Below are 26053 nucleotides of genomic sequence, written 5' to 3'. Positions count from 1 at the left end.
AGTAGATGACCACCATGGAAATGGCGGGTGCCGCCGTCGACCCTCGGCAGAGCCACGACGACCCGTTGCTGGACGGCTTGCTGATCCTTTGCAGGCTGCATGAGTGCCCCGCCAGCCGGGGCAGCCTCACCGCCGGCCTGCCGCTGGCGAACCAGCGACTGACACCCGACCTGCTGGCCCGTGCCGCTGCACGGGTCGGCCTGCAAGGGCGCCTGTTGCGCCGGGAACTGGGGGCCATCTCACCGCTCAACCTGCCGGTGCTGCTGCTGTTGAAAGACGGCCGCAGCGCGGTGCTCAACCAGTGGGGCAAGGACGGCCGCGCGCTGATCCTGCCCTGCGAGTCCGACGGTGGCCAGCAGTGGATCGACCCCGAGCTGCTGGCCGCCGCGTACAGCGGCGAAGCCCTCTTCGCCCGTCCCCGCCATGAACTGGAAGAGACCCGCGCGCCCCTGGTGCCCCGGGTCAAATCCTGGTTCCGCGACACCTTGCGGCTGTCGCGCTGGCTCTACACCGATGCGGTACTGGCCAGCCTGCTGATCAACCTGCTGGGCATGCTGGTACCGCTGTTCGTCATGCAGACCTACGACCGCGTGGTGCCCAACCAGGCCACCTCCACCCTCTGGGTGCTGACCATCGGCCTGCTCATCGGCACCGGCTTCGACCTGCTGCTGCGGGTGCTGCGCGCGCACCTGCTGGACACCGCCGGCAAAAAGACCGACGTGGTGCTCTCGGCCACGCTGTTCGAGCGCATCACGGGCATGTCGATGAAGGCGCGGCCCACCACCATCGGCGGCTTCGCCCAGAGCATCCACGACTTCCAGGGTCTGCGGGAATTCCTCACCGCCGTGACCCTGACCAGCCTCATCGACCTGCCCTTCTCCATCCTCATGCTGCTGGTGATCGGCCTGCTCGGCGGCTGGCTGGTGGTGATCCCGGTGCTCGCCTTCCCCCTCACCGCGATCTTCGCCTGGATCATCCAGACCCGCCTGCGCGACACCGTGCAGCGCAGCCTGGCCCTGGGCGCGGAACGCCAGGCGCTGCTGATCGAAACCCTCTCGGGCCTGGAAACCCTCAAGGCCTGCAGCGCCGAGAGCGAGCGCCAACACCGCTGGGAACGCACCCACGGCGCCCTCACCCGCCTCGACAGCCACGCGCGCTTCCTCTCCGCGCTGGTCACCAACGGCACCATGTTCCTGCAGCAGTTCGCCGGCCTGGCGATGATCATCGCCGGGGTCTACAGCATCATCGCCGGCAACCTCAGCGTCGGCGCCCTGGTGGCCAGCTACATGCTCAACAGCCGCGTGCTGGCGCCGCTGGGGCAGATCGCCGGGCTGATCACCCGTTACCAGCAGGCGCAGCTGACCATGAAGAGCACCGACTCGCTCATGGGCCTGCCCCAGGAACGGGAGAACAAGCAGCAACCGCTGGAGCGCACCCACATCAAGGGCGCCATCGACGTGCGCGGGGTGAGCTTCAGCTACCCCGACCAGGCCGCGCCCGCGCTGGCCAACGTCAGCCTGCGGCTGAACGCCGGCGAGCGGGTCGGCATCATCGGCCGCAGCGGCTCGGGCAAAAGCACCCTGGCGCGCCTGGTGATGAACTTCTACAGCCCCGAGCAGGGCCAGCTGCTGCTGGACGGCATCGACCTGCGCCAGCTGGACGTCGCCGACCTGCGCCACCAGATCGGCTTCGTCACCCACGACATGCCGCTGATCGCCGGCAGCCTGCGCGACAACCTGACCCTCGGCGCGCGCTACGTGAACGACGCGCGGATGCTGGAAGTGGCCGAGCTGACCGGCGTCACCGAACTGGCCCGCCAGCACCCCCAGGGCTTCGACCGCCCGGTGGGTGAACGCGGCCAGCTGCTCTCCGGCGGTCAGCGCCAGGCGGTGCTGCTGGCCCGCGCGCTGTTGCTGGACCCACCCATCCTGCTGCTGGACGAACCCACCAGCGCCATGGACAACACCAGCGAAGACATCCTGCGCAACCGCCTGCACGGCTGGGCCCAGGGCAAGACCGTGCTGCTCATCACCCACCGCGCCTCCATGCTCAGCCTGGTGGACCGCCTGGTGGTGCTCGATGGCGGCCACATAGTCGCCGACGGTCCGAAGGACGCGGTGATCGAAGCCTTGCGCAAGGGCCGCGTCGGCCCGGCGGCCGTCTAGGAGCAGATCATGGAAAACACCCGTTCGGTCCGCGACTACTTCGGCGGCATGGGCAGCAAGCCCGACACGGAATTCATGCCCGAGGTGGACGGCGCAGCGCTGGAGGACTCCCCCACCGGCACCCGCATCACCGTCTGGGTCGCCTGCACGCTGCTGATCGTCGCCCTGGTCTGGGCCAAGTTCGCCGTGCTGGAGGAAGTCACCACCGGTGAAGGCAAGGCCATCCCGTCCAGTAAGATCCAGGTGATCCAGAACCTCGAGGGCGGCATCGTCTCGGAGATCTTCGTGCGCGAAGGCCAGGTGGTCAGCAAGGGCGATGTGCTGCTGCGCCTCGACGACACCCGCTTCCTCTCCAACAAGGGCGAGACCGAGGCCGACCGCCTGGCACTGATGGCCCGCGTGCAACGGCTCTCGGCCGAAGCCGAGGACCGCCCCTTCACGCTGCCGGAGGACATCGCCAAGGCCTCGCCGCAACTGGCCGAGGACGAGCTGGCGCTGTACCGCAAGCGCCTGCAGCGCCTAGACAGCGAACAGCACATCCTCCAGGAACAGCTGCGCCAGAAGCAGCAGGAACTGGCCGAATTCCGCTCCAAGTCCCAGCAGTACGCCTCCAGCCTGGGGCTGCTGCAGCAGGAACTGAACATGTCCCAGCCCCTGGTGGGCACCGGCGCCATCTCCGAGGTGGAGATCCTGCGCCTGCGCCGCAGCGCGGTGGAGATGCGCGGCGAGCTCAACGGCACCAACCTGGCCATCCCCCGGGCCGAGGCGGCGGTGAAGGAAATCGAGCGGAAGATGGAAGAGAGCAAGCTGTCGTTCCAGTCCGACGCCTTCAAGGAACTCAACGAAGCCCGCACCGAGCTGCAGAAGATCACCTCCACCGGCAAGGCCATCGACGACCGCGTCACCCGCACCACCGTGGTCTCCCCGGTCAACGGCGTGATCAAGCAGCTGAAGGTCAACACCATCGGCGGCGTGGTGCAGCCCGGCAACGACATGGTGGAAGTGGTGCCCCTGGAGGACAACCTGCTGATCGAGGCGCGCATCCGCCCGCAGGACGTGGCCTTCCTCCACCCGGGGCAGAAGGCGATGGTCAAGTTCAGCGCCTATGACTACACCATCTACGGCGGCCTCAAGGCCAAGCTGGAACTGATCGGCGCCGACACCATCACCGACGACAAGGGCAACAGCTTCTACCTGATCCAGGTGCGCACCGACAAAAGCCACCTGGGCAAGGACGACCACCCGCTGCTGATCATCCCCGGGATGATCGCCACGGTGGACATCATCACCGGCGAGAAGAGCGTGCTCGACTACCTGCTCAAGCCGGTGCTCAAGGCCCGCTCGGAAGCCATGCGCGAGCGTTGATCCGCCTCACTCGCCGCGTCGCAGGGCGCGGCTCACCTCGATCTGCCGAGCATAGGCCGGCGCTTCCACCGCATTGAAATCGCGGCTGTAGCGCTGGGCGAAACCGGCGCTGCCCCAGTCCCGGTACTGCTGCACGTGGAACAGCTCGTGGGCCCACAGCGCCACGTCCTGCAGGGCCGCGTCCTCGCTGCGGAAGACGATGATGTCCACCAGGGTCACCGCCTTGATGTCGGGGTTCTGCAGCATGGTCCGCGCGGCGTTCATCTCGTCGCTGTCGCCCACCTTGTAGCGCACCGCATCCAGCAACTCGGCCGGGTACCAGGGCAGCAGGCGCTGGCGTATCTCCGCCGGGATCGGCAGGGTGCCCTGCCGCGCCGCCGACTCCCGCGAACGCAGCAGCCAGCCCTCCAGCGCCGACGCCGCCACCGCGCCGGCACGCTCCTGATAAGGCGCCAGCACGCCATTGGGATCGGGCACGCAGATGCAACCGCCGAGGCACACCTCGGTCTCCCCCTCCGCACAGGCGAACGCCAGGTGCGGGGCAGCGGTTACGAACAGGGCCAGCAACAGGGAAACGGGCAAGGCGCGGGGCATGGAGGGTTCTCGAAAGGCCAGGCGGCGATGGTGGTGGATAGGCGCCATTGAGACAACGGCAAACGGCGTTATTCGTCACCGCAGGCGCAACCCTACACCGCCCAGACGGTAGACCTGATTCGCCTATAGCTCCGCGCGATGGGTTTCGCTTCGCTCTACCCATCCTACGAGGCGCCACATAGGGCGTGCCGCCCGCACGGAAAGGTGATGCGCACCCCGGCCTACCCGTTGAGGAATGGAGGCTGGGCAGCGACAAACGCCCCTTCCCAGGAGGCCGAGCGAATCGTCGTGGAAGGGGTTGAGCGACATGGATGTCGTGAGAGCCGCGATGGGCCAGGGATGGCCCTTCGCGGCGTGCCCCTGGAAGGACGATGGAGCGAGGGAAGTCTGGCTTCAGCCAGACCCGTATGGAGGGGCAAGCTCTTTTGGTTACTTTTGGAGCGACTGCGAAAAGTGACTCGCCCGGGGGGGGCGAAACCAGAAGCACCAGCCAAGCTCGGAAATCAGCTGAGCTCAAAATACTCCACCAATACGCCAATTCATCTGCCGGGTTTCACCCAACCTCCATCCCTGCGCCTTACCACCCACGCCACCGGCCGTTGACGGCTCATTCGATTCCGGTAGGCTCTGCGCTTTCTTCAAGAGGAGTCCTGCCATGCCCCGTGCAACCGCCCGCCACATCCTGGTTTCCAGCGAAGCCAAGTGCAACGAACTGAAAGCCGCCATCGAAGGGGGCGCCGACTTCGCCCAGGTCGCCAAGGACAACTCCAGCTGCCCGTCCAGCCGTGACGGCGGCAACCTCGGCTCCTTCGGCCCCGGCCAGATGGTTCGCGAGTTCGACACCGTGGTCTTCAGCGCCCCGGTCAACGTCGTGCAAGGCCCGGTGAAGACCCAGTTCGGCTACCACCTGGTGGAAGTCACCAGCCGCCAGGATTGATTCCCGGCCAGGGCGTCGCCATCGCGGCGCCCTTCCCTTTTCTGCCCTTCCCCTCCCCGCGCTTCACCCGCGTCAATTCGACTGCAATCGCAGTCATATGGACACGAACAAATCCAGGTCATATCGACAGCGATAATTTTTATCTCGCTGATTTTGCTGACTATTTTCCATGGCACGCTTCCTGATACCCGTCATTGCCCCATCACAATGACCATTAGGAATCGCCTTATGCCTGCAAACGAATTCAACGACCGCCTCGCCGTGATCACCGGCGCCAGCTCCGGCATCGGCCTGGCCCTGTGCGAACGCCTGCTCGACGCCGGCGCCCGCGTGCTCGCCTTCTCGCGCCAGCCCGGCGGCCTGCCGGACCTGCTGGAGCGCTACCCGCAACGGCTGCACTGGCTGGCCGGCGACGTCACCCGCGCCGATGACCTGGCGCGCCTCGCCCGCCGTGCCGCCGAACTCGGCCCGGTGGATCACCTGGTGCCCAACGCCGGTATCGCCCAGCTCGCCGACGGCCTCGACGCCGAAGCCTTCCAGCGCCAGTGGGCGGTGAACGGCGCCGGCGCGCTGGACACCCTCGCCGCGCTGCTGCCGCACCTGGCGCGCCCGGCGTCGGTGGTGTTCATCGGCACCTTCCTCTCCAGCGTCACCTTCCCCGGCCTGGCGGCGTACATCGCCAGCAAGTCCGCCCTCAAGGCCCAGGCGCGCACCCTGGCGGTGGAGCTGGCGGGCGATGGCGTGCGCATCAACCTGGTCTCCCCCGGGCCCACCGCCACGCCCATCTGGGGCACCCTCGGCCTCGACGACCAGCAGCTCGCCAGCGTCGCCGGCACGGTGAACCAGCGCCTGCTCGACGGGCGCTTCCTCGAAGCGGGTGCCGTGGCCGACGCCATCCTCTTCCTGCTCTCCAACGCCGCCCGTGGCATCCACGGCCAGGACCTGGTGGTCGACAACGGCTACACCCTGCGCTGAGCCCCACCGGCCCCCGCGCCCGGCGGGGGCCCTTCGCGGGCAGGGCCGGCGCCTGCGGCAATCGCACCCAATGGTCGGCTGGCCGAATCCGCTGCTAGGCTTGCCCCTCGATGAAAGGAGGCAGGATGAGCGACCCGAACGAGACGACGCCCAGCGTCTTCCCCTACCTGGAGCTGCTGCACCAGCACGCCGGCTCGGACATGTTCTTCAGCGTCGGCGCACCGCCGCACATCAAGATCGAGGGCCACGCGCGCCCCGTGGGCGAGCGTGTGCTGCAGGCGAGCGAAGTGCGCCAGCTGGCCGCGCAGCTGATCAGCCCGCGCCAGCAGGAAGAGTTCGACCGCGAGCTGGAGCTCAACCTGGCCATCAGCCTGCCGGGCAGCGGCCGCTTCCGCCTCAACCTCTACCTGCAGCGCGGTGAAGTCTCGATGGTGGTGCGCCTGATCAAGACCACCATCCCCAGCCTGGAAAGCCTCGGCCTGCCGCCGCTGCTGGAGAAGCTCGCCCTGCAGGATCGCGGCCTGATCCTGGTGGTGGGCGCCGCCGGCTCCGGCAAGTCCACCACGCTGGCGGCGATGCTCGACCACCGCAATGCCCAGCGCAGCGGCCATATCGTCTGCATCGAAGACCCCATCGAATTCCTCCACAGCCACCGCCGCTCGATCGTCGACCAGCGCGAAGTAGGCCTGGACACCCACAGCTTCTCCGCCGCCCTGCGCAACGTGCTGCGCGAGGCGCCGGACGTGATCATGCTCGGCGAGGTGCGCGACGCCGAAACCATGCAGCACGCCCTGCACTACGCCGAGACCGGTCACCTGTGCGTGGCCACCCTGCACGGCACCAGCGCCCGCCACGCGGTGGAACGCATCACCCGCTTCTTCCCCGACGAGGCGCGGCGCCAGGTGCTCGGCGACCTCTCGCAGAACCTCCTGGCCATGGTCGGCCAGCGCCTGGTGCCGGCTATCGACCACAAGCGCGTGGCGGCCGTGGAGCTGATGCTGGGCACACCCCATGTGCGTGACCTGATCCTGCGTGACGAGCTGCACGAGCTGAAGGGCGCCATCGAGAACGCCCTGGAAAGCGGCTCCTGCAGCTTCGACCAGAGCCTGTTCAAGCTGGTGGAAGCCGGGCGCATCAGCCTCTCCGAGGCGCTGAAGTTCGCCGACTCGCGCACCGACCTGTCGCTGAAGATCAAGCTCGAACGCGGCTTCGATCCCCAGGACAGCGAGCGCAAGGTGCTGCGCGACCACTGAGCAGCGGGCTCCATCAGCTGGGTCGAACGGTGGCCGGCGCGCCCGGTCAGAGAAAGAAGCCGCTCACCCGACATGGAGGCCGCCGCCATCATCCGCCAGGCCCTGCTCCACTCACCGTGGCTGCGCACCGCGCCGCTGGCCCTGCTGCTGGTCGCGGGAATAGCCCAGGCCGACCCGCCGCTGCGGCTCAGCTTCATCGCCAACTCCACCCTGTTCCACGAGGACGATGGCGGCCGCGACGAGATCGCGCAGCTGTTCGCCAGCGCCGGCGTGGCGACCGAGGTGGTGACCCTGCCGGCCAAGCGCATTGTCTGGCAGATGCAGTACGAGCCGGGCCCCCACTGCTCGGTGGGCTGGATACGCACCCGCGAGCGCGAGGGCTTCGCCCGCTTCAGCCTGCCCATCCGCCCGCCGCTGTACCTGGAAGTGGTCACCAACCGCCGCGCCCTGCCCCAGGTCTCCCGCTACGCCAGCCTGCGCGCGCTGATGGCGGCGCCGGGGCTGCGCCTCGGCGTTTCCGACGGCTTCTCCTACGGCGAGGAGCTGGACCGGCGCATCGCCGACATGGGCGAGGCCGCCCTTCCCAACAGCCAGGCGCCGATCAACCAGCTGCGCCTGCTCGCCTCCAACCGCTTCGACTACACCCTGGCCGACCCCTACGACTTCCGCTGGGCCATGAGCCACCCCAGCTACGCCCATCGCGAACTGGTGAGCCTGGTCTTCCCCGATATGCCGCCCGGCCGCCCGCGCCACCTCATGTGCAGCCGCAGCGTGCCCGAGGCCACGGTGCAGCGCATCGACCAGGCCATCCGCGCCATGGGCCTGGACCGTGGCTCCTGACCCCTTGCCAAACACCCCGCTTCCTGCGAAAACGCGGCACCCCAACGGCGAGCGAGCAGCCATGAGCGACGAATTGAAGATCGAGGACATCCACCCGGGCGACGGCAAGGCCGTGGTCAAGGGCGCGCTGATCACCACCCACTACAACGGCTGGCTGGAGGACGGCACCCTGTTCGACTCCTCCATCGAGAAAGGCCGGCCCTTCCAATGCGTGATCGGCACCGGCCGGGTGATCAAGGGCTGGGACCAGGGCCTGATGGGCATGCAGGTCGGCGGCAAGCGCAAGCTGCAGGTGCCCGCACACCTGGCCTACGGCGAACGCCAGGTCGGCAAGATCCCGCCGAACTCGAACCTGCTGTTCGAGATCGAGCTGCTGGAAGTGCTGACCCGGGACGATTGACCCACCTTCAGGAGACCGCGCCATGCCCCCTGTCCCCTCCCTCGCCGAGGCCGAAGCCCTTTTCGCCCCCTACCTGCAACGCTGGCGGCTGACGCCGGACGGCGAGGCGCTGCTCACCCCCAGCGGCGCGCTGCTGCCGGTGCGCCAGGATGGGCAGGCCGCGATGCTTAAGGTCAGCCAGAACGAGGACGAGCGCCTCGGCGCCCAGGTGATGCAGGCCTGGAAGGGGGCAGGCTCGGCGCGGGTGCTGGAGATCGACGGCGATGGCCTGCTGCTGGAGCGCGGCGGCGACCCGCTGATCGCCATGGCCCAGGACGGTGACGACGACCTGGCCACCACCCTGCTCTGCCGCGCCCTGGCCCGCCTCCACGCCTACGACGGCCCCCGGCCCGAAGGGCTGAAGGACCTGCACAGCTGGTTCGCCGACCTGGCCCCGGCCGCACGCCGCCACGGCGGCCTCCTCGTCGAAGCCGATGCCCTGGCCCACCAGCTGCTGGCTGCACCTGGCGAACAGCGCCTGCTGCACGGCGACCTGCATCACGGCAACCTCCTCGACTTCGGCCCGCGCGGCTGGCTGGCCATCGACCCCAAGGGCCTGGTGGGCGACCGCGCGCTGGACTATGCGGTGATCTTCGCCAACCCCGACCTCTGCGACCCCAGCCGCCCGGTGGGCACCGACCCGGCCCGCTTCCAGCGGCGCCTGGCCATCGTCTGCCACGAATCCGGCCTGGAACGCCAGCGCCTGCTGCAATGGCTGGTGGCCTGGTGCGGCCTCTCCGCCGCCTGGTTCCTCGACGACGATGACCCGAATGCCGATATCGACCTGGCGGTGGGGGCGTTGGCGTTGGAGGCGCTGGCGACGCAGTAGCGTTTCTGCGTCGAAGATGGGCAGCCCTGCGGGCTGCTTGGCGACTGAAGTCGCCCCTACAGGGACGGTGCATCCGGTGTGCTCGGTGCATCGAGGGTTGTAGGAGCGAATTCATTCGCGAAAAGTGCACCGCGACCCGGCTTCGGTCCAGCGCCATCACCCGCTCCGCCTGGTGGATGAAAAGAGCGTCATCCACCCTACGCCCCGGCACGCACCGTGCCCTGTAGGAGCCAATTCATTCGCGAAAGGCCGAGCCCCGCGCTGGGGCCCGGCACCGCTTTGCCAACTTACAGCTTCGGTCGCTCGTACGAACCCAGGTCACAGCGGGCGACGCCGTCGCCATCGCCATCACGGGGGCGCTTGGAGCCGCGCTGGTCGTGGGCGGTGCAGCTGCCGATGCCGGCGTCCACCGCCGGGCTGCGCGGGCGCAGGGCGTGGGTCTGGGTCAGGCCGTTGTTGTCCGCCAGGGGGTAGAGCACCTTGGTGAAGACGTCGGTCTGTTCCACGTAGAGCTCGCCGGTGCAGTTGCCCGGGCCGGTGCCCAGCAGCAGGCCGATGGCCTTGTACTTCGCCTGGGCGCCGCGGTTGTCGCAGTTCAGCGGCGTCTCCAGGCCCTCGTCGAGGTTGCCGGCGATGATGCTGTTGCGCAGGGTCACCGAACCCAGGTTGATCAACCCGTAGCCGCCGGTGTTGTTGGCGATGGTGACGTTGACCAGCAGCGCCTCGGGGCCGCTGCCGCTGACCGAGAACTGGCCATTGTTGAGGGCCGCCTGGTTGCGGAAGTACTGGTTGTTGCCGCTGAGGGTGGAGTTGACCAGCGTCAGCTTGCGGTCGTTGCCGATGGCCGAGCCGAAGCTGGCATCGTTGCCGCTGAAGGTGGTGCGCGCCACATCGGCGGTGCCGCCGTTGTAGAGGCCGCCGCCGTAGCCGGCGTCATCGTCGTCGCTGGCGTAGTTGCCCTGCACACTGCTGTCGCGCAGCAGCAGCTCGCCGGTGTTGTAGATGCCGCCGCCCAGGCCGAAGTGGCCCTCGCCGGCGCCGGCGCGGTTGTTGGCGATGATCGAGCGATGGATCTCCAGGCGCCCGCGGTTGGCGATCCCGCCGCCGTTACCCGGGCTGAAGGCCCCGGTGGAGCTGTTGCGGCTCACCTCCACCTGGCGCAGTACCAACTCGCCGTGGTTCTCGATGGCGCCGCCGTAGGTGGAGCTGTGGCCGCCGGTGAGGCGCAGGCGCTCCAGCACCACGCGGGCGCCATCGAACACTTCCAGCAGGCGGTCGTTGGCCTGGGGGGTGCCGCTGATCACGGTGGCGGCCGGGCCCTGGCCGATGATTTCGAGGGAGTCGTGGATGTCGAGGTCGCCATTGAGGTTGTCGTCCTCGTCCTGGACGTCGCCCTCCTCGTCGCGGCCGGCCGGCAGGCTCAGGCGGTAGGTCTGCGCCTGGAGGACGATGCGGTCCGGGCCCGGTGCGGCGTTGGCGGCGGAGATGGCGTCGCGCAGCGAGCAGTGGGCATCGCAGACGCCGTCATAGCTGTCTTCGGTCTGGTTGACGATGAAGTCGGCGGCGTGAGCGGCCTGGCTGCCCAGTACCAGGGCGACGAGGGTGGCGGTGGCGAGGGGGGAGATGAGCGGCTTGTGCATGAGCTGTCCTGCGTGTCGAGGACAGGGCGTCCACGGGACGCACGGCGGCCCTGCCCTGTCGATTCCTTGGGGCGCGGACACGACGCGGCTTCCGCTCCAGCCGCGCAACGCCTCGTTACGCGGCTAGTGATGGACCGGGCGTTTTCGACCTTGGTTCCGATGGATTTCGCCCACTGGTCGCTCCGGGTCCTTGAGGAAGGGATCGGGCTCCGGGTCGCGGGCGCTGCCACCGTCGGGCAGGGGTTCGGGTGGGCGGCGGGCCGGACGACGGCCGGCCTCGATGGGCGTGGGGTTCATGGCGCTCTCCTCGGGCTCACAAAGGGTGGAGTCCACCGCTGCGCCCGGGGTTCAACCCCGCCGCTAGGCGGGCTCCTGGTGCTCGCGGCAGATCAGCGCCTCGTCGCCGGCGGCCAGGGGCTCCTCGGTCAGCCCGCAGAAGGGCAGGCCGTCCACCGTGCGGTGGAAGCGGCAGGTGCGGCACAGACCGAACGAGGGCACGTCGACGCTGCGCTGCACATTACGCAGCAGGTCGCCCAGCAGCGCTTCCAGGTCCCCGGCGGCGGGGCCCATGCGCGCCGTAGCGGCGGCGAGGAAGTCCGGCGGCAGCACCGCCCCCAGCAGCTCGCGGGCCGGTGCGGTCAGCTCCAGGTGCACGCTGCGGCGGTCCTGCTGGTCCGGCCGCTTGACCAGCAGCCCCTTGGCTTCGAGGGCCTTGAGGGACTGGGACACGGTGCCCTTGGTCAGCCCCAGGTAGTCGGTCACCGCCAGGGGCGTGTCGGAATAGCGGTTGCAGCGGGCCAGGTAGAGCAAGGCGCTGAACTGGATGGGCTGCAGCTCGGACAGCAGCGGGTGCTGGCGGAACCAGACGCGGGTGAGGCTGGAGAGGCGTTCCAGCAGGTCGAACAGCACGGCATTTCCCTCCATTGATTTCGTCGATAGATAGTATCGAATAAAAACTATATCGACAAAACCTCATTGGTCGTAGCCTTGCTCTCGAACGGTATCGATCCGATACCAACTACCGGAGAAACGCCATGACCCAAGCTCGCTACTACCACGCTGGTTGCCCCGTCTGCGTCGAAGCCGAACGCACCCTCATCGGCCTGCTCGACCCGAAGGTGAAGGTCGAGATCGTCCACCTCGGCGATGTGCCGGCGCGTGTCGCCGAGGCGGAAAGCGCCGGCGTGAAGTCGGTCCCCGCCCTGGTGGTGGACGGCCAGGTGCTGCACCTGAACTTCGGCGCCGCCATCGCCGACCTCAAGTAACCCGCCGGCGGGTCGCGGCCGCCATCGCGACCCGCTTCACCCAGGAGCAAGCCACCATGCAAATCAAGGTATTCGACACCCACGTGCGCACCCGTGACGGGCGCTACCTGCACTTCGACGTGCTCATCGACTCGGCCGAGCAACCCCGCGCCGAACGCTTCGCCCGCGACTGGCTGGGCAGCCTCGGCCTGGCCGACGCCGACATCGCCCAGAGCCAGTGCCTGTACTGCCACAGCGAGTCGGCCCCGGAGCCGGTGGCCGCGGCCATCGCGCGCGACGGCTACTTCATCATCCCGCTGCAAGGCTTCGAGGCAGCATCGTGAACGCCTACCAACCGCTGCACTGCGATCTCCACGACTACCTGGAGATCGCCTGCCTGCACGGCTATCGCCTGCGGGTGGAGCTGAGCGATGGCGAGCCCTTCGAAGCCCGCGCCCTGACCACCCGCACCGCCGCCAGCAAGGAGGAATTCCTCCGCTTCGACGACCAGCGCGAAGTGCGTCTCGACCGATTGCTGGCGATCACCCCGCTGGACCCCGGCGCCCGTTTCAGCCGGGTATTGCTGGCTGGTGCGGCCTGTACCCTGCCCGGCTGAAGGCGCTGCCGGAACAGAAGCGGGAAGCCGATCGAACCAGGGATCGAGAGGAAGTGAAGGCGCGCATGGTTCGCCGCCACGGCAACGGGCATGATGCGCCACGGATCATCAGCACAAGGACGTCGCGATGGAAAAGACCTGCCTGAAATGCGGGCACCTGCAACAGCTAGCCGAAGGCGAACCCTCCGCCGCCTGCCCGCAACGCGGTGCCATCTACGCCAAGGTCGAACAGCGCCTGGCGCTCGGTGCGAATCCCCAGCCTGCCGAACCACCCCGCGCGCCGGACAACGTCCTGCTGCTGGTGGCACTGGGCGGGAACTTGCTGCTGTTGATGGCCGTGGTGACGCTGGCGATGCTGTATGTGGACGCGCGCAACCTCAACCGCGTGCTGCTGCAACAACAACCGGGTACGCCGTCACAAACGCAGGCGACGCCCTGGCCGCCCGGACGCACCAGCAACGTACCCACCTACAGGGCGCCCGACCGGGCCATGTCCGAGGAGGCCCTGCAGGCCGAGCCTCGTGAGCCTGACAGCCCGCTCTCCAGCAGCAGTGAGTGGGCGGTGCACTTACCCAGCAGCGGCGCCGAAAGCATGACCAGCAACCTGGGCAAGCACGTGCGCAGCCCGGAGGACGGCCGCCTGTACCGGATCGTCAGCCATGACTTCAAGGTGCTGGACCTGAAGAACCACACGGAAACCACACTGACGCTGCCGCCTGGCTTCCCCGAACTCTCCTGGCCAACCGCGGTGGCCTACGACAGCAGGCGGCACCTGGTCAGCCTCGCCAGCCTGGGCGGCGAGGGCTTTCTCTACCGCTACGACGCACGCGCCCACCGCTGGCTGGACTACCGCAGCCTGGACAACCTCGACATCGCCGCCCTGACCTATGACGAGCGCAGCGATCGCTACAGGGCCCAGACCACTCAGGGCAGCCTGGTGTACCTGGATGGCGATGGCATACCGCTGCCCTGAACGCTCCAGCCAGGACCGTAGGTCGGGTGCAACCCGACAGCCTCCTCAGCGCCCCAGGTTGGCCGCCGCCCAGTCGCGCTGGCGGGCCAGCACCGAGGCGACGGGTTCGCCCACCAGCTCCTCGTAGACCGAGGGGGCGGTGGCGCCTTCGGTGTTGATCAGCAGCACCCGGGCATTGGCGTCCAGGCCCAGTTCGGCGGCGCGCTCGGGTTCGGCCAGCAGGCGCAGCAGCCCGGCCAGGCCGGCGGCGCCGGATTCGCCGGCGATCACCGGGATGTCCCGCGCGCTGCCGGTGGCGAGCACGCCCATGGCGGTGACCGCGTCGGCGTCCTCGACCTTGAGGAAGGCGTCGATGCTGCCCTCCAGGAAGCGCCAGGCCAGCGGCGAGGTGGCGCCACAGGCGAGCCCGGCCATCACCGAATCCACCGAGCCCGTGGCCCGTGCCGGCGCCCCCGCGAGGGCGCTCTGGTAGAGGCAGTCGGCCTGGCTCGGCTCCACCACCAGCAGAGTCGGCCGGGTGGCGCCGCAGCGTTCCCAGTAATAGCTGGCGATGCCCGCCGCCAGGCCGCCGACGCCACCCTGCAGGATGATGTGGGTGTAGGCGTCGACACCGGCGGTTTCGATCACTTCCTCGGCGATGATGCCGTAGCCCTGCATCACGTCGCGGGGGATTTCCTCGTAGCCGTCCCAGGAGGTGTCGGCCACCACCTGCCAGCCATAGGCGACCGCCAGGGAGGCGGCCTCTTCCACCGAATCGTCGTAGTTGCCGGTGATGCGCCGCACCTGTGCGCCGTAGGCGGCGATGGCGCGCTCGCGCTCCTCGCTGACGTTGGCGTGGAGCACGATCACGCAATCGCAGCCGATGCTGCGGGCGGCGGCGGCCAGGGCGCGGCCGTGGTTGCCGTCGGTGGCGCTGACCACGGTGAAGCCGGCCAGGCGCGAACGGTGCTCGCCGGCCAGGAGGCTGGCGGCGTCGAAGTCCTGGGCGGGGAAACGCCGCAGGATCAGGCGCACCAGGGCGATGGGCGCGCCCAGGGCCTTGAAGCTGGCCAGCGGCGAGCGCAGGGATTCGTCCTTGATGCACAACCGCGCGATGCCCAGGCGCGCGGCCAGGTCGGGCAGGCTCCACAGCGGCGTGGCGCGGGGGCTCAGTTCGGACCAGTTGGCGAGCCAGGCGCGGTCCTGGCTGGCCTGGTTGATGTTCATCAGCGCGCGCAGGTCGGTGGGGTAGCCGCCATGCACCGCGCGGCGGTTGAGCAGGAGTTCCAGGGGTGCGACCTGCTGTGGGTCCGGCAGCTCGGGGCCGGCGCTCCGGGCCGGGTGACGCTGGGCCTGGCGGGCGGCGCCGAGGCGGTCGATCACCACGTCCAGCAGCACCTGCGCGCCGGCCAGCAATTGCCCGTCCTCGGTGAACTCGCGGGGGTTGTGGCTGACGCCGCCATGGCTGGGCACGAAGATCATCGCCGCCGGGGCGATGCGCGCGATCATCTGCGCGTCGTGCCCGGCACCGGAGGTCATGCGCCGGTGGCTGAGCCCCTGGCGCTGCACGGCGGCCTCGATCGCCGAGACCAGCTGCGGGTCGAACTCCACCGGTTGGGTACGGGCCAGGAGCTGGCTGTCGATCTGCACGCCACGGTGCTCGGCGAGGGTGGTGAGGTAGCCCTGCAGACGCCGCTCCACGCTCTGCAGGCGCTGCTCGTCGGGGTCGCGCAGGTCGACGCTGAAGCTGGCCAGGCGCGGGATGACGTTGATCAGGTTGGGCTCGAAGCGCATGCAGCCGACCGTGGCCAGGGTGGTGCCGGCCTCGTCGGCGATCAGCCGCAGCTGCTGGACGATGGTGGCGGCCACCAGCCCGGCGTCGTAACGCAGGCGGGTCGGCGTGGTGCCGGCGTGGTTGGCGTGGCCGCGCACCGTGACCTGCTGCCAGGAGATGCCCTGGAGGTTCTCCACCACGCCGATCTCCAGGCCTTCCGACTCCAGCACCGGGCCCTGCTCGATGTGCAGTTCCAGGTACTCGTGCACGGGGATGGCGCCGGGCTCCATGTCGCCGGCATAGCCGATGCGGCGCAGCTCGTCGCCCAGGCGGCTGCCGTCGCTGCCGGTGATGTCCAGCGCCTGCTCCACGGGCAGGCCGCCGGCGTAGACCAGGGAGCCGAGCATGTCCGGCTGGTAGCGCACGCCCTCCTCGTTGGTGAAGGCGGCCACGGTGATCGGCCGCACCGGCTCGATTCCCGCTTCGCGGAAGGCCCGCGCCACCGCCAGCCCGGCGAGCACGCCGTAGCAGCCGTCGAGGGCCCCGGCGTTGGCCACGCTGTCGATGTGCGAGCCGATCATCAGTGCCGGCGTCCCCGCCGCACCGCCCGGCAAGGTGCCGAAAATATTGCCGATGCGGTCGATGCGCACCTCCAGCTCCAGCTCGCGCATCCAGCCCACCACCCGGTCACGGCCGGCCTTTTCCGTGTCGCTGAGGGCGATGCGGGTACGGCCGCCGCTGTCGTCCGCGCCCACCTCCCCCAGTTCGGCCAGTTGCGCCAGGAGCCGCTCGCCATCGAGGCGGGGCAAGGGGGCTTCGCGGTGTGCTGCCATGTGTGGGTGCTCCGGGTTGGGTGGGAAATACCGAGGTGGTGAAATAATATTTCCCACTCACCGCCATTCTTTTGCGTTATCAGCCGCTCAAGTGGAATTTCATTTCACCTGCCGGCACTTCCTGACTACGGGATTGCAACCATGACCCTCGATGACTATGACCACCGCCTGCTCGCGGAAATCCAGCGCGATGCGACGCTGCCGCAAAGCGAGCTGGGCGAGCGGGTGAACCTCTCCGCCGCGGCGGTGAACCGACGCCTGAAGCGCTACCGCGACGAGGGCATCGTGCGTGGCCAGGTGGCGCTGGTGGAGCCGGAGCAACTGGGCCACCCGCTGACCCTGGTGGTGCAGGTGGAGGTGGAAAGCGAGCGCATCGACCTGCTCGATGCGATGAAGCGCAGCTTCGCCCGCTGCCCCCAGGTGCAGCAGTGCTACTACACCGCCGGCGAGTGGGATTTCGTGCTGATCCTGGCGGTGCGCAACATGGAGCAGTACACCGAGCTGACCCGCAGCCTGTTCTTCGAGAGCAACAACGTGCGGCGCTTCAAGACCCTGGTCTCCATGAGCAACGTCAAGGTGGGGCTGGAGATCCCCACCGGGTTCGACGCGCCTCAGGGCGCCGCGCGCTCGTAGGCGCCCAGGTCGCAGCCGGCGACGCCGTCGCCATTGCCGTCCTGGGGGCGCGGGAGCTTGCGCTGGTCGCTGGCGGTGCAGGTACCGACCCCGGCGTCGATGGCCGGGCTGCCCGGGCGCAGTGGGTGCAGGGCCGGCGCCCCGGGGGCGGCGCTCAGCGCCTCGAGCACCTCGGTGAAGGTGCGCGCGTCGTCCAGCGGCAGGTCGGCGCTGCAGCCGTGGCCGTCAATGCCCAGCATCAGCCCGCGCACGTTGAAGTAGCTGCCCTGGTTGAGGCAGTTGCGCACGAACACCTCGCTGTCGTCGTTGATGTGGCGGTTGCCGGCCACCAGGCTGTTGCGCACCGCCATCGAGGCGAAGTTCATCAGCCCGTAGTTGCCGTTGTTGGCGACGGTGACGTTGCCCAGCAGCGCCTGGGCGCCCTCCCCGCCCTGGCCCTGGGGCCGGCCGTTGACCAGCACGCCGCGGCCGAAATAGGTCTGGTTGGCGCTGAGGGTGCTGTTGACCAGGCGCAGCACCCCGGTATTGAGGATGGCCGCACCAAGCCCGCCCTCGCCCTGGCTGTTGCGCACCAGGGCGCTGCGGGCGATATCGGCGTAGCCCTGGTTGTAGAGGCCACCGCCAAAGCCGTTGTCGACGCCGTTGGAGCTGCTGTTGTGCTCCAGGGTGGAGTTGCGCATGCGCAGCTGGCCGGCGTTGTAGAGGCCACCGCCACGGACCTCATCGGTGGTTTCGGAGAAGGCCTGGTTGTCGATGAGCCGCGAGGAGCGGATATCCAGCCAGCCGTAGTTGGCGATGGCGCCGCCCCAGCCATGATCGGGGCCGGAGTCGATGGCGTAGACGTGGTTGTCGCGCAACTCGACGTGCTCCAGGGTCGTTTCGCCCTGGTTGAGCAGCGCGCCGCCCCGGCTGGCGCTGCGACCGTTGCGCAGGCTCAGTTGCTCCAGGTGCAGGCGCGCGCCCTCGGTGACGCTGAACAGGCGGCCGTTGCTGCTGCCGTCGATCACGGTGCTGCCGGTGCCGGCGCCGATAAGGGTCAGCTCGCCGCTGACCACCAGCCCCTCGTCACCCGCGGCCCGGGCCGCCGTGCCGACATCGAGGACGTAGCGCCCCTCCGCCAGCTGGATGCGGTGGCTGCCGGGTTGCGCGGCGGCGTAGGCAAGGGCTTCGCGCAGCGAGCAATCGGCGTTGCAGACGCCGTCGTCGCTGTCGCCGGTCTTGCTGACGCGGATGTCTTCGGCCAGGGCCGCCGGGGAAGCGAGACCAAGGAGCAGGGAGAGGAACGCGGTGCGGGTGGACGGATCGGTCGCCATGGAGGAGTCCTTCTTCGGGGGCTGGAATCGTGCGGAGCCGCCCTTCCCTGGGCCGACCTGGAATGGACCGCGCGACGCTGCGGTTATCCCCCTTGCTGGTGCGACGCGCCGACGACAGGTCATCACGTGCACGCCACCCTGACCCTCGACGGTCTTGAACCCGCCGTGCGACTTGTTCAGAATCGCCGGCTTTCGAAAACCGAGCAGTACCTACAATGAAAAAAAATCTGAGCCTGATCGCCCTCTGCATCGCTGCCTCTGCCCCCGCCTTCGCCAATGAGCAAGCGGAATCCAAGGGCTTCGTCGAAGACAGCAGCCTGAACGTGCTGCTGCGCAATGCCTACATGAACCGTGACTACAAGCACACCAAGTCCGACCGCATGGAGTGGGGCCAAGGCTTCATCGGCAACTTCAGCTCCGGCTTCACCCAGGGCACCGTAGGCTTCGGCGTCGACGCCTTAGGCCTGTACGCCCTGCGCCTGGACGGTGGCAAAGGCCGCGTCGGCGCTGCCGGCATCGACTTCTTCAAGCCCGGTGACAGCGGCCACGCCCAGGACGACATCGCCCGTGCCGGCGCTGCCATCAAGGCCCGCATCTCCAACACCGTGATCAAGGTCGGCGACCAGATGCCCGCCCTGCCGGTACTGAGCTACGACGACTCCCGCCTGCTGCCGGAAAGCTACACCGGCACCCTGATCACCTCGAAGGAGATCGAAGGCCTGGAACTGAACGTCGGCCGCTTCAACGCCGAAGCCCAGAAGAGCGCCGAGGCCCGCGACAGCGGTGGCCTGAAGCGTATCGACGTGTACGGCGGCAGCTACAAGTTCAACGACCAGTTCAGCACCTCGCTCTACGCCTCCGACGTGAAGGACGTGCTGAAGAAGCAGTACCTGAACCTGAACTACATCATCCCGGTGGCCGACGACCAGTCCGTGACCCTGGACTTCAACGGCTACAAGACCCGCCTGGACAAGGAATTCGCCGCCAGCGACGCGCGCGACAACCGCATCTGGAGCCTGGCAGCCACCTACGCCCTGGGCGGCCACTCCTTCACCCTGGCGCACCAGCGCAGCAGCGGTGACATCGGCTACATGTACGGCGGCTACCAGAGCGGCGACTACATCGGCGACGGCGGCACCACCATCTGGCTGGCCAACTCCTACTGGTCCGACTTCAACGGCAAGGACGAGAACTCCTGGCAGGTTGCCTACGGCCTGGACTTCGCCGAATACGGCGTACCCGGCCTGAGCTACCGCGTGGCCTACGTGCGCGGCGACAACATCGACGCCGGCCAGGGCGGTCGCGGCCAGGAGCGCGAAATCTTCAACCAGGTGCAGTACGTGGTCCAGGAAGGCCCGGCCAAGGACCTGAAGATGAAGCTGCGCGGCTCCATGCTGCGTGCCTCCAACAACATCAGCAGCTACGTCGACGACGGCAACGAAGTCCGCGTATTCGTCGAGTACCCGGTCAACATCTTCTGATCGAGCCCTCGTGAAAAAAGAGCCCCGGCGTGAAAGCGCCGGGGCTTTTTTGTGGGGGGGGTGGGAAAGTGGAGGCGGGCAGCTTTCGTAGGTCGGGTGCAACCCGGCATGGGTGCAGGGGGATTTGCTCGGCAATCAGGTGCAGGGGAGGTGCTCGGCGATAGACCCACGTCTCCGATAAGCGGTGGGCTGAAGCCCACCCTACGCACCACCCTACGCCCCCCCTACGCGCCACCCGACGCCCACCCGATGCATGTCCCTTGAAAGCATCGCGGATGAATTCGCTCCCACAAAAGAGCGGAGGTCGGCGCAGCGGGCTATCGGCTCCCGGCTTCAACCTCGACCGGCGCACAAAAAAACGGCCGATCGGCGGCGCAACCGACTAATGGCCTGGCGCCATCAGCGAAAGATGGGCAACATGCGCGCCCGGCGGCCTGGCCGCCCTGGATGAAGTCGTACCCATAAAGGAATGGATGTGAAGATGTTCAAGCGCACGGCCGCCATCGTCGCGGTGGCCCTGGTCGCGGGGGGTTGCTCCACCCGTACCTATTTCAAGCTCCCGGAAGACACCAAGGTTTCCGTCTACGAGCGTCCCCAGCAGTTCACCCAGGGCATGGTCACCACCCGCCCGTTCTTCTGGAGCTCCGCCGGCGGCATCCCCTACAAGCTGACCGACAGCCACGGCACGCTGGTTCAGCAGGGCAAGCTGCGCGCACGCTTCCGCGTGGCGTCGATCTTCTGGCCGCCCTTCGCCATCATCTACTGGCCCATGGGCTTCGGTCAGCGTTGCTACGACCTGACCTCCGCCCAGCCGCAGCAGTGCACCAAGGGTGACCTGCTGCAGCTGCGCCGCGACCAGCGCCTGGCGGACTGACGCCCCGCGCTACGCAAAAGGGAGCCCGAGGGCTCCCTTTTTATTGCACGCCGATCATTGCCCCTGGCCGATGGACGCGCGATAGAGGGCGGCCTCTTCGTCCAGCCAGGTGCCGAAATCCTCGTGCTTCTGGCCCACGCCTTCGCCCGGTTGCCACACCAGCCAGTAGGGAAAGGCGTACGGCACGCTGATGCCGGTGAGCTGCACCAGTTCGCCACGGGCCAATGCGCCCTGCACCAGGCTGCGCCGTTCGAGGGCGATGCCCTGGCACAGGCGCAGGGCTTCCAGCATCAGGTTGGAATCGTTTATCCACAGGCCCAGGTCGGCTGGCGGCTCCTCCACACCGGCAGCCTGGCACCAGCGCAGCCAGGGTTCGGCGGTGCGGATCAGCGGCAGGCGCAAAGCCTGCTGGGGCGTCTGCGGCAGGTCGCCGCCGTTGAAGCGCGGCGAGGCCACCAGCAGCAGCTCGTCATCGAAGAGCCGGCGCCGCTCCAGCCCCTCCCAGTTGCCCTGGCCCATGCGGATGGCCAGGTCGATGCCCGACTGGCGCAGGTCCTGCAGCCCGAGGCTGGCCTGCAGGTGGATGCGGTAGAGCGGGTGGCGCGCCTGGAAGCGTGGCAGGCGCGGCAGCAGCCACTGGGCGCCGAATGACGGCATCACCGCGATGGTCAGCGCCTCGCGCTCGGGGCGGTCGCGCACCAGGCGGGTGGCTTCGCCGATGTCCTCCAGCGCCCGGCGGATCTGCAGGGCATAGAGGCGGCTGTCCTCGTTGAGGCGCAGCCCGCGCCCTTCACGAACGAACAGCACCAGGCCCAGCAACTGCTCCAGCTGCTTGATCTGCTGGCTGATGGCCGAGTGGGTGACGTGCAGTTCGGCGGCGGCCCGGGTGATGCTGCCCAGGCGCGCCACCGCCTCGAAGCTGCGCAACGAGGCCAGGGGAGGCAGGTTTTTCATGTAAATAAAACTAACAGGAATCGGCAGAAACTATCGATATTCGCCGCGCCTGCGAGCGGCTATTTTTCAGCTTCTGGCCCGTCCCCACGGCCATTGAACTCCCCGCCACCCGCCAAGGAACCTGTTAATGAAACTGATCGGCATGCTGGATTCACCCTATGTCCGCCGGGTCGCCATCAGCCTGCACCTGCTGGACATCCCCTTCGAGCACGAGGCGGTTTCGGTGTTTCGCCACTTCGATGCCTTCAAGGCGATCAACCCTGTGGTGAAGGCGCCCACCCTGGTGCTCGACGACGGCACCGCGCTGATGGATTCGAGCCTGATCCTCGACTACCTGGAAACCCTCGCCGGCCGCAGTCTGCTGCCCGCCGCAGCGGCGCCGCGCGCCCAGGCCCTGCGTGTGGTGGGCCTGGCCCTGGCGCTGTGCGAGAAGGCGGTGCAGATCGTCTACGAGAAGGAGCTGCGCCCTCAGGAGAAGCGGCACGCACCCTGGCTGGAGCGGGTGCGCTACCAGCTGCACGCAGCCTGCAGCGAACTGGAGGCGGAGCTGGCCCGGCGCCCCCTGGCGGAAGGCCGCGAGATGGGCCAGGACGGCATCAGCCTGGCGGTGGCCTGGGGCTTCGCGCGCCTGGTGATCGCCGAGGAACTGGAGCCCGCCGGCTACCCATTGCTGGCGAACTTCGCCGAACGCGCCGAGCGCCTGCCGGCCTTCATCGCCACGCCCATGACTTAACAAAGCTTCACAGTTCCCCGACAAAGCAGGCAATATTCCCCCGCCGTGGCGGCCTAGGATTGGCAGCTCCGGCGGCCTGCCGTTCGCGCAGGCGACCACCATTCCGACAGGGACAGTCGCCATGACCCTCACCCGCGCATTCAACCTGCTGCTGGCCATCGCCGGCCTGGCAGCGCTTACCGGCACCCTGGCCGCCGCCGATTGGCAGGCCCTGGCCCGCCTCGACAAGGGCCACGCCCAGGACCTGTATCTGCCCACCACCACGACGCAAAGCCCCGCCCCCGTGCTGCCGTTGAGCCTGGAGCTGCCCCAACCCGGCCCGCTGGCACGGACACTGCTTGGCAGTCCCACGCGCTATGTCTTCTGAGCCCAGGCCCGGAGGCCCCATGGCGCGAAAACCGGAACATGGCCTGGCGGACCTCGGTCAACTGCTGGGAGAGATCAGGAACTGGCCACGCATCAGCGAGCCGCGCCCCGGCAGCTTTTACCTGGGGCAACAACCGTTCTGCCATTTCCGCATTCGTAACGGCCGGCGCTGGGCGGACATCCGCTCGCGGCGTGCCTGGCTACCCCGCTTCGACCTGCCGCGGGACGACGCACAAAGCCGCCTGGCGCTGCGCATCGTGCTGCACCAGGTGTATCGCATCGGCGGGCAAGCCGCCGGCTCAAGGAGAGAAGGATGAAGATGTTACGCAGTGCCCTGTTGGCCTTCGGCCTGCTGGCCTGCACCCTGGCCCAGGCCTCGGAAGCGCAGAAGATCGAGCAGGCCAAGGCCGCCGCGCGCGCCTGGCTGGTGATCGCCGACCGGGAGGATTACCTGGGCAGCTGGCAGCAGGCGGCGAGCCTGTTCCGTCACTCGGTGACGCGTTACGACTGGACCAACCTGGCGGTGGACCTGCGCTCGCCGCTGGGCCCGGTGCGCGCCCGCATCCTGCAGTCGGCCAAGTACGCGACCCAGTTGCCGGGCCTACCGGACGGCGAGTACGTGATCCTGGAATACCGCAGCAATTTCGAGCACCACAGCGACGCGGTGGAGACGGTGACGCCGATGCGTGACACCGATGGCACCTGGCGAGTGGCCGGCTACTACGTCGACTGAGGGTCGCGCAGGCCGGCCAGCGGGCCTTACAGCAGGAACTTGGCGGCCACGGCAGCAGCGCCGAGCACGGCCAGGACGATGCCGCCGATCAGCACCAGGCGCCCGGTGCGCTCGTCATCGCTGGCCGTCGCGGCCGGGGCCTCGGCGGCGGGAGCGGCAGCGTGCAACGGGTTGGCCACCGCCGGCTGGCTGGCCGGGCGCGGTGTGGCGACGGGCTTGGGCAGGTCGATCACGCGCACGAACTGGGTGGCGTCTTCGTCGGCAGCCTGGCGCACTTCCACCTTGGGCCCGATCACCAGCAGGGTGACCGAAGCCATGCGCACCTGGTCGCCCGGGGCCAGCACGGCGGTGCCGACCTTCTGCTGGTTGACGAACACGCCGTTGGCCGAGGCCAGGTCCTTGATCTCCAGCACGTCGTCCTTGAGGAAGAACTCGGCATGGCGACGGGACAGCTCCAGGTCGCTGAAGCACAGCTCGCACTTCACCGAACGGCCGAAGGTCATGGAGCCGGTGACGTGGAACTTCTGCCCTTCGTGCTCGCCCTTGATCACCTGCAGGAACCAGCGCGCGGTGGGCGCGGCCTTGGGCTTGACCTTGGCCGGGTCCACCAGCAGCAGTTCCAGGGTGCCGATGCGCACACGGTCGTCGGAGCGCAGCTGATAGCGCGCGCCGATGCGCTCGCCGTTGACGAAGGTGCCGCTGCGGGTGCCGCAGTCGGTGAGGTAGTAGAGGCCATGGTCCTGGCGGATTTCCGCGTGGAAGGGGCTGACCTCGACCTCGTTCAGTACCAGGTTGTTGCGCGCGTCCTGGCCGATGGTGAAGCGTTCGTCCACCAGCCAGACCGGCTCCTGGCGATTGTCTGCGAAGTGAATCCTGAGCATGTCCGAAATCCTTGATCCTGGTTGCGCCAAGCCGATCGCCCAGCTGACCTGTTAATGCGCATCAGTCGAAGATGCGATTCCATAAACGCTTGACCGGGTTGGCGGTCTGTTGCTGTTGCCGCGCCTGGCTGGCGTTGCGTACCACCTGGGCCTTGCGCACGCGCTTGTCGTGGTCGGCCTGCAGCTGCAACAGCTGCGGGTCTTCCGGCGCCACCGCGAGGCCGCCCTTGATGTATTCCTGGGCCAGGGTGAATTCACGGTGGCCATAGGCTTCCTCGGCCAGCAGGGCGAAGCGCCGCGCCACCTGCTCGAGACCGCTGAAGGCATGCGAGTTCTCGGGCTGCAGGGCCAGCGCCTGCTGGTAGTAGGCCACCGCGCTGTCGCCCTCGGGCTGTAGCAGACGGTCTTCGGCCAGGCGCTGGTCACCCAGGGTTACCAGGCCGTCGACCCGCGCCTGCAGCACACGGGCCAGGCCGGCGGTGGCGGCGGCGTTGCCCGCATCCAGGGCCAGCACCTGGTTGAAGTAGTGCTCGGCGCTGTCGCCGGCCGGCTCCACCAGGCTGCCGGCGCCCAGGCGCAGTTCGCCCTGGGCCAGCAGGTCGTCGATCTTCTTCTGTTGCAGCAGGTGGTAGCCGAAGCCGCTGCCGACCGCGAGCAGGATCACCCCCAGCAGCGCCCAGCCCCAGATCGGCAGGCCACGGCGCGGCGCGGGTTGCGCGGCAGCCTGCGGCGTGGTCGGTGCGGCCTTGCGCGGGCGCGCGGCACGCTCACGGGCATCGGGCTTGTGCGTCGGGGTCAGGCGCGTGTGGTCCATCTCGCCCTCGTTGAGCTCGGCCAGGCTGGCCAGCAGCACGCGGCAGTCGACGAAGCGCTCTTCGGGGTCCTTGGCCAGCATGCGGTCGAGGAGGAACTGATAAGGCTCCAGGGCACCGACCAGGCGCGGCAGTTCGAGCTGCAGGTGGTTCATCACCGTCTGGGTGTAGCTGGAGCCGCGATAGGGGTTGGCGCCGGTGAGCATCTCCAGAAGGATCACGCCCAGGCTGTAGATGTCGCTGCGCGCATCCAGCGGCTGGCACTGGGCCTGCTCGGGGCTGCTGTAGGCGGGGCTGCCGACGGCGACGTTGTATTGGGTCAGTTCGCTGTCGAGTTCCAGCTCCTTGGCGATGCCGAAGTCGCTGAGCACCGCGGTGCCGTCCTCGCGGAAGAGGATGTTGGCCGGCTTGATGTCGCGGTGGACCATGCCCTTGTCGTGCACCACCACCAGCGCGGCGGCGATCTGCCGGACGATGTCCAGCGCCCGCTGCGGCTCGAAGCGCTCGCCCCGGTGCTGGGCCAGGTCGCCACCGGCGACGAACTCCATGGCGATGTAGTAGCGCCCGTCGGCGAGCTGGCCGATGTCGTGGATGGTGATGATGGAGGGGTGATGCAGGGAGGCGACCAGGTGCGCTTCCTTGACGAAGCGCTTGCTGAAGGATTCGTCGTCGAGGCGCTGCAGCACCTTGACCGCCACCTGGCGATGCAGCGACTCCTGGGTCGCGAGGTAGACCTCGGCCATGCCGCCCTTGCCCAACCGGCCGTGCACGCTGTAGCCGGGTATTTCTAGCAAGCTGTCATTCATAGGGAGTCGAT

The 26053-nt window shown here is 68.3% G+C and carries 28 protein-coding genes and 1 pseudogene; 19 read left to right on the top strand and 10 right to left on the bottom strand.

From position 1 onward, the window contains the following. The first annotated feature begins 5 nt into the window (after positions 1 to 5). Both OEJ36_RS21370 and OEJ36_RS21365 read left to right on the top strand, forming a co-directional pair. Complete coding sequence (locus OEJ36_RS21370; protein WP_263403269.1) at positions 6 to 2165, top strand: type I secretion system permease/ATPase; 2160 nt, start codon at positions 6 to 8, stop codon at positions 2163 to 2165. A 9-nt stretch (positions 2166 to 2174) separates the two neighbouring features. Further along, a complete protein-coding gene (locus tag OEJ36_RS21365) occupies positions 2175 to 3530 on the top strand; it encodes an HlyD family type I secretion periplasmic adaptor subunit (protein WP_263403268.1) in 1356 nt (451 codons plus the stop codon). A gap of 6 nt (positions 3531 to 3536) precedes the next feature. Here OEJ36_RS21365 and OEJ36_RS21360 read toward each other — a convergent pair whose 3' ends face one another. Then, the gene (locus OEJ36_RS21360; RefSeq protein ID WP_263403267.1) at positions 3537 to 4124 is read right to left on the bottom strand and encodes a DUF4157 domain-containing protein; all 588 of its coding nucleotides are present in this window, start codon (positions 4122 to 4124) and stop codon (positions 3537 to 3539) included. A gap of 655 nt (positions 4125 to 4779) precedes the next feature. On the opposite strand from OEJ36_RS21360, the gene OEJ36_RS21355 reads away from it, so the two are divergent. The 6 genes from OEJ36_RS21355 to OEJ36_RS21330 all read left to right on the top strand — a co-directional run bounded on the left by OEJ36_RS21355 (position 4780) and on the right by OEJ36_RS21330 (position 9397). Next, positions 4780 to 5061, top strand: coding sequence for a peptidylprolyl isomerase (locus OEJ36_RS21355; RefSeq protein WP_021221652.1), 282 nt, complete (start codon positions 4780 to 4782; stop codon positions 5059 to 5061). A gap of 228 nt (positions 5062 to 5289) precedes the next feature. Further along, positions 5290 to 6036, top strand: coding sequence for an SDR family NAD(P)-dependent oxidoreductase (locus OEJ36_RS21350; RefSeq protein WP_263403266.1), 747 nt, complete (start codon positions 5290 to 5292; stop codon positions 6034 to 6036). A gap of 125 nt (positions 6037 to 6161) precedes the next feature. After that, on the top strand, positions 6162 to 7289 hold the full coding sequence (locus OEJ36_RS21345; protein ID WP_263403265.1) for a PilT/PilU family type 4a pilus ATPase: 1128 nt from the start codon (positions 6162 to 6164) through the stop codon (positions 7287 to 7289). A gap of 72 nt (positions 7290 to 7361) precedes the next feature. Next, positions 7362 to 8129: a hypothetical protein gene (locus OEJ36_RS21340; protein WP_263403264.1), complete on the top strand. Its 768-nt coding sequence runs from the start codon at positions 7362 to 7364 to the stop codon at positions 8127 to 8129. Between the two features lie 61 nt (positions 8130 to 8190). Next, positions 8191 to 8529 carry an FKBP-type peptidyl-prolyl cis-trans isomerase gene (locus OEJ36_RS21335; protein ID WP_021221649.1) on the top strand — a complete coding sequence of 113 codons (339 nt, stop codon included), beginning with the start codon at positions 8191 to 8193 and terminating at the stop codon, positions 8527 to 8529. 22 nt (positions 8530 to 8551) lie between these two features. Beyond that, entirely contained in the window at positions 8552 to 9397 is an 846-nt protein-coding gene (locus OEJ36_RS21330) for an aminoglycoside phosphotransferase family protein (protein WP_263403263.1), read from the top strand. Between the two features lie 287 nt (positions 9398 to 9684). On the opposite strand, the gene OEJ36_RS21325 is transcribed toward OEJ36_RS21330, so the two are convergent. The 3 genes from OEJ36_RS21325 to OEJ36_RS21315 all read right to left on the bottom strand — a co-directional run bounded on the left by OEJ36_RS21325 (position 9685) and on the right by OEJ36_RS21315 (position 11961). Next, entirely contained in the window at positions 9685 to 11037 is a 1353-nt protein-coding gene (locus OEJ36_RS21325) for a CSLREA domain-containing protein (RefSeq protein WP_263403262.1), read from the bottom strand. Positions 11038 to 11160: 123 nt separating this feature from the next. Continuing rightward, a complete protein-coding gene (locus OEJ36_RS21320; RefSeq protein WP_236234929.1) occupies positions 11161 to 11334 on the bottom strand; it encodes a hypothetical protein in 174 nt (57 codons plus the stop codon). Positions 11335 to 11397: 63 nt separating this feature from the next. Continuing rightward, positions 11398 to 11961, bottom strand: coding sequence for a MarR family winged helix-turn-helix transcriptional regulator (locus tag OEJ36_RS21315; protein ID WP_263403261.1), 564 nt, complete (start codon positions 11959 to 11961; stop codon positions 11398 to 11400). 110 nt (positions 11962 to 12071) lie between these two features. Between OEJ36_RS21315 and OEJ36_RS21310 the strand changes: the two genes are divergently transcribed. From OEJ36_RS21310 to OEJ36_RS21295, 4 genes are all read left to right on the top strand, one after another. Beyond that, entirely contained in the window at positions 12072 to 12302 is a 231-nt protein-coding gene (locus tag OEJ36_RS21310; RefSeq protein ID WP_021216898.1) for a glutaredoxin domain-containing protein, read from the top strand. A 56-nt stretch (positions 12303 to 12358) separates the two neighbouring features. Further along, positions 12359 to 12625 (top strand): DUF2024 family protein, encoded by a 267-nt coding sequence (locus tag OEJ36_RS21305; protein ID WP_043245903.1) that lies wholly within the window; start codon positions 12359 to 12361, stop codon positions 12623 to 12625. Then, positions 12622 to 12897 (top strand): Rho-binding antiterminator, encoded by a 276-nt coding sequence (locus OEJ36_RS21300; protein WP_263403260.1) that lies wholly within the window; start codon positions 12622 to 12624, stop codon positions 12895 to 12897. The genes OEJ36_RS21305 and OEJ36_RS21300 overlap by 4 nt, the downstream gene beginning before the upstream one ends. A 127-nt stretch (positions 12898 to 13024) precedes the next feature. Further along, on the top strand, positions 13025 to 13870 hold the full coding sequence (locus tag OEJ36_RS21295; protein WP_263403259.1) for a hypothetical protein: 846 nt from the start codon (positions 13025 to 13027) through the stop codon (positions 13868 to 13870). A gap of 45 nt (positions 13871 to 13915) precedes the next feature. On the opposite strand, the gene OEJ36_RS21290 is transcribed toward OEJ36_RS21295, so the two are convergent. Then, positions 13916 to 15139, bottom strand: a complete 1224-nt coding sequence (locus tag OEJ36_RS21290) for a diaminopropionate ammonia-lyase (RefSeq protein WP_411861041.1) — start codon at positions 15137 to 15139, stop codon at positions 13916 to 13918. Positions 15140 to 15205: 66 nt separating this feature from the next. Beyond that, positions 15206 to 16456, bottom strand: a pseudogene (locus tag OEJ36_RS21285) (Zn-dependent hydrolase); the annotation flags it as partial. A 141-nt stretch (positions 16457 to 16597) separates the two neighbouring features. On the opposite strand from OEJ36_RS21285, the gene OEJ36_RS21280 reads away from it, so the two are divergent. After that, complete coding sequence (locus OEJ36_RS21280) at positions 16598 to 17089, top strand: Lrp/AsnC family transcriptional regulator (protein WP_263403258.1); 492 nt, start codon at positions 16598 to 16600, stop codon at positions 17087 to 17089. Here OEJ36_RS21280 and OEJ36_RS21275 read toward each other — a convergent pair. Beyond that, the gene (locus tag OEJ36_RS21275) at positions 17068 to 18402 is read right to left on the bottom strand and encodes a CSLREA domain-containing protein (protein ID WP_263403257.1); all 1335 of its coding nucleotides are present in this window, start codon (positions 18400 to 18402) and stop codon (positions 17068 to 17070) included. The two genes, OEJ36_RS21280 and OEJ36_RS21275, sit on opposite strands and share 22 nt — an antisense overlap. A gap of 215 nt (positions 18403 to 18617) precedes the next feature. Between OEJ36_RS21275 and OEJ36_RS21270 the strand changes: the two genes are divergently transcribed. Both OEJ36_RS21270 and OEJ36_RS21265 read left to right on the top strand, forming a co-directional pair. Further along, entirely contained in the window at positions 18618 to 19883 is a 1266-nt protein-coding gene (locus OEJ36_RS21270; RefSeq protein WP_263403256.1) for an OprD family porin, read from the top strand. 481 nt (positions 19884 to 20364) lie between these two features. After that, positions 20365 to 20757, top strand: coding sequence for a hypothetical protein (locus OEJ36_RS21265; protein WP_263403255.1), 393 nt, complete (start codon positions 20365 to 20367; stop codon positions 20755 to 20757). Positions 20758 to 20811: 54 nt separating this feature from the next. On the opposite strand, the gene OEJ36_RS21260 is transcribed toward OEJ36_RS21265, so the two are convergent. Then, positions 20812 to 21711 carry a LysR substrate-binding domain-containing protein gene (locus tag OEJ36_RS21260; protein ID WP_263403254.1) on the bottom strand — a complete coding sequence of 300 codons (900 nt, stop codon included), beginning with the start codon at positions 21709 to 21711 and terminating at the stop codon, positions 20812 to 20814. Between the two features lie 127 nt (positions 21712 to 21838). Here OEJ36_RS21260 and OEJ36_RS21255 point away from each other — a divergent pair, with 127 nt between their 5' ends. The 4 genes from OEJ36_RS21255 (at position 21839) to OEJ36_RS21240 (ending at position 23543) form a co-directional block, all read left to right on the top strand. Then, the gene (locus tag OEJ36_RS21255) at positions 21839 to 22444 is read left to right on the top strand and encodes a glutathione S-transferase (protein WP_263403253.1); all 606 of its coding nucleotides are present in this window, start codon (positions 21839 to 21841) and stop codon (positions 22442 to 22444) included. Positions 22445 to 22565: 121 nt separating this feature from the next. Beyond that, positions 22566 to 22811: a hypothetical protein gene (locus OEJ36_RS21250; protein ID WP_263403252.1), complete on the top strand. Its 246-nt coding sequence runs from the start codon at positions 22566 to 22568 to the stop codon at positions 22809 to 22811. 19 nt (positions 22812 to 22830) lie between these two features. After that, positions 22831 to 23127, top strand: coding sequence for a hypothetical protein (locus tag OEJ36_RS21245; RefSeq protein WP_043244370.1), 297 nt, complete (start codon positions 22831 to 22833; stop codon positions 23125 to 23127). Beyond that, positions 23124 to 23543 carry a DUF4019 domain-containing protein gene (locus OEJ36_RS21240; protein WP_021216906.1) on the top strand — a complete coding sequence of 140 codons (420 nt, stop codon included), beginning with the start codon at positions 23124 to 23126 and terminating at the stop codon, positions 23541 to 23543. The genes OEJ36_RS21245 and OEJ36_RS21240 overlap by 4 nt, the downstream gene beginning before the upstream one ends. A gap of 26 nt (positions 23544 to 23569) precedes the next feature. Here OEJ36_RS21240 and OEJ36_RS21235 read toward each other — a convergent pair whose 3' ends face one another. Then, the gene (locus OEJ36_RS21235; RefSeq protein ID WP_263403251.1) at positions 23570 to 24424 is read right to left on the bottom strand and encodes an FHA domain-containing protein; all 855 of its coding nucleotides are present in this window, start codon (positions 24422 to 24424) and stop codon (positions 23570 to 23572) included. A gap of 61 nt (positions 24425 to 24485) precedes the next feature. Next, complete coding sequence (locus OEJ36_RS21230; protein WP_263403250.1) at positions 24486 to 26042, bottom strand: serine/threonine-protein kinase; 1557 nt, start codon at positions 26040 to 26042, stop codon at positions 24486 to 24488. Positions 26043 to 26053 lie beyond the last annotated feature (11 nt).

The sequence above is a fragment of the Pseudomonas sp. PDM13 genome (assembly GCF_025685765.1).
Classification (GTDB): Bacteria; Pseudomonadota; Gammaproteobacteria; order Pseudomonadales; family Pseudomonadaceae; genus Metapseudomonas; species Metapseudomonas solani.
The sequence above is the reverse complement of the archived record's forward strand: the minus strand, read 5'-3'. Positions and strand labels throughout refer to the sequence as shown.

Excerpts from the sequence above, each read along its gene's own strand:
- OEJ36_RS21370 (WP_263403269.1), top strand. The coding sequence starts at position 6 with ATGACCACCATGGAAATGGCGGGTGCCGCCGTCGACCCTCGGCAGAGC.
- OEJ36_RS21365 (WP_263403268.1), top strand. The coding sequence starts at position 2,175 with ATGGAAAACACCCGTTCGGTCCGCGACTACTTCGGCGGCATGGGCAGC.
- OEJ36_RS21360 (WP_263403267.1), bottom strand. The coding sequence starts at position 4,124 with ATGCCCCGCGCCTTGCCCGTTTCCCTGTTGCTGGCCCTGTTCGTAACC.
- OEJ36_RS21355 (WP_021221652.1), top strand. The coding sequence starts at position 4,780 with ATGCCCCGTGCAACCGCCCGCCACATCCTGGTTTCCAGCGAAGCCAAG.
- OEJ36_RS21350 (WP_263403266.1), top strand. The coding sequence starts at position 5,290 with ATGCCTGCAAACGAATTCAACGACCGCCTCGCCGTGATCACCGGCGCC.
- OEJ36_RS21345 (WP_263403265.1), top strand. The coding sequence starts at position 6,162 with ATGAGCGACCCGAACGAGACGACGCCCAGCGTCTTCCCCTACCTGGAG.
- OEJ36_RS21340 (WP_263403264.1), top strand. The coding sequence starts at position 7,362 with ATGGAGGCCGCCGCCATCATCCGCCAGGCCCTGCTCCACTCACCGTGG.
- OEJ36_RS21335 (WP_021221649.1), top strand. The coding sequence starts at position 8,191 with ATGAGCGACGAATTGAAGATCGAGGACATCCACCCGGGCGACGGCAAG.
- OEJ36_RS21330 (WP_263403263.1), top strand. The coding sequence starts at position 8,552 with ATGCCCCCTGTCCCCTCCCTCGCCGAGGCCGAAGCCCTTTTCGCCCCC.
- OEJ36_RS21325 (WP_263403262.1), bottom strand. The coding sequence starts at position 11,037 with ATGCACAAGCCGCTCATCTCCCCCCTCGCCACCGCCACCCTCGTCGCC.
- OEJ36_RS21320 (WP_236234929.1), bottom strand. The coding sequence starts at position 11,334 with ATGAACCCCACGCCCATCGAGGCCGGCCGTCGTCCGGCCCGCCGCCCA.
- OEJ36_RS21315 (WP_263403261.1), bottom strand. The coding sequence starts at position 11,961 with ATGGAGGGAAATGCCGTGCTGTTCGACCTGCTGGAACGCCTCTCCAGC.
- OEJ36_RS21310 (WP_021216898.1), top strand. The coding sequence starts at position 12,072 with ATGACCCAAGCTCGCTACTACCACGCTGGTTGCCCCGTCTGCGTCGAA.
- OEJ36_RS21305 (WP_043245903.1), top strand. The coding sequence starts at position 12,359 with ATGCAAATCAAGGTATTCGACACCCACGTGCGCACCCGTGACGGGCGC.
- OEJ36_RS21295 (WP_263403259.1), top strand. The coding sequence starts at position 13,025 with ATGGAAAAGACCTGCCTGAAATGCGGGCACCTGCAACAGCTAGCCGAA.
- OEJ36_RS21280 (WP_263403258.1), top strand. The coding sequence starts at position 16,598 with ATGACCCTCGATGACTATGACCACCGCCTGCTCGCGGAAATCCAGCGC.
- OEJ36_RS21275 (WP_263403257.1), bottom strand. The coding sequence starts at position 18,402 with ATGGCGACCGATCCGTCCACCCGCACCGCGTTCCTCTCCCTGCTCCTT.
- OEJ36_RS21270 (WP_263403256.1), top strand. The coding sequence starts at position 18,618 with ATGAAAAAAAATCTGAGCCTGATCGCCCTCTGCATCGCTGCCTCTGCC.
- OEJ36_RS21265 (WP_263403255.1), top strand. The coding sequence starts at position 20,365 with ATGTTCAAGCGCACGGCCGCCATCGTCGCGGTGGCCCTGGTCGCGGGG.
- OEJ36_RS21260 (WP_263403254.1), bottom strand. The coding sequence starts at position 21,711 with ATGAAAAACCTGCCTCCCCTGGCCTCGTTGCGCAGCTTCGAGGCGGTG.
- OEJ36_RS21255 (WP_263403253.1), top strand. The coding sequence starts at position 21,839 with ATGAAACTGATCGGCATGCTGGATTCACCCTATGTCCGCCGGGTCGCC.
- OEJ36_RS21250 (WP_263403252.1), top strand. The coding sequence starts at position 22,566 with ATGACCCTCACCCGCGCATTCAACCTGCTGCTGGCCATCGCCGGCCTG.
- OEJ36_RS21245 (WP_043244370.1), top strand. The coding sequence starts at position 22,831 with ATGGCGCGAAAACCGGAACATGGCCTGGCGGACCTCGGTCAACTGCTG.
- OEJ36_RS21240 (WP_021216906.1), top strand. The coding sequence starts at position 23,124 with ATGAAGATGTTACGCAGTGCCCTGTTGGCCTTCGGCCTGCTGGCCTGC.
- OEJ36_RS21235 (WP_263403251.1), bottom strand. The coding sequence starts at position 24,424 with ATGCTCAGGATTCACTTCGCAGACAATCGCCAGGAGCCGGTCTGGCTG.
- OEJ36_RS21230 (WP_263403250.1), bottom strand. The coding sequence starts at position 26,042 with ATGAATGACAGCTTGCTAGAAATACCCGGCTACAGCGTGCACGGCCGG.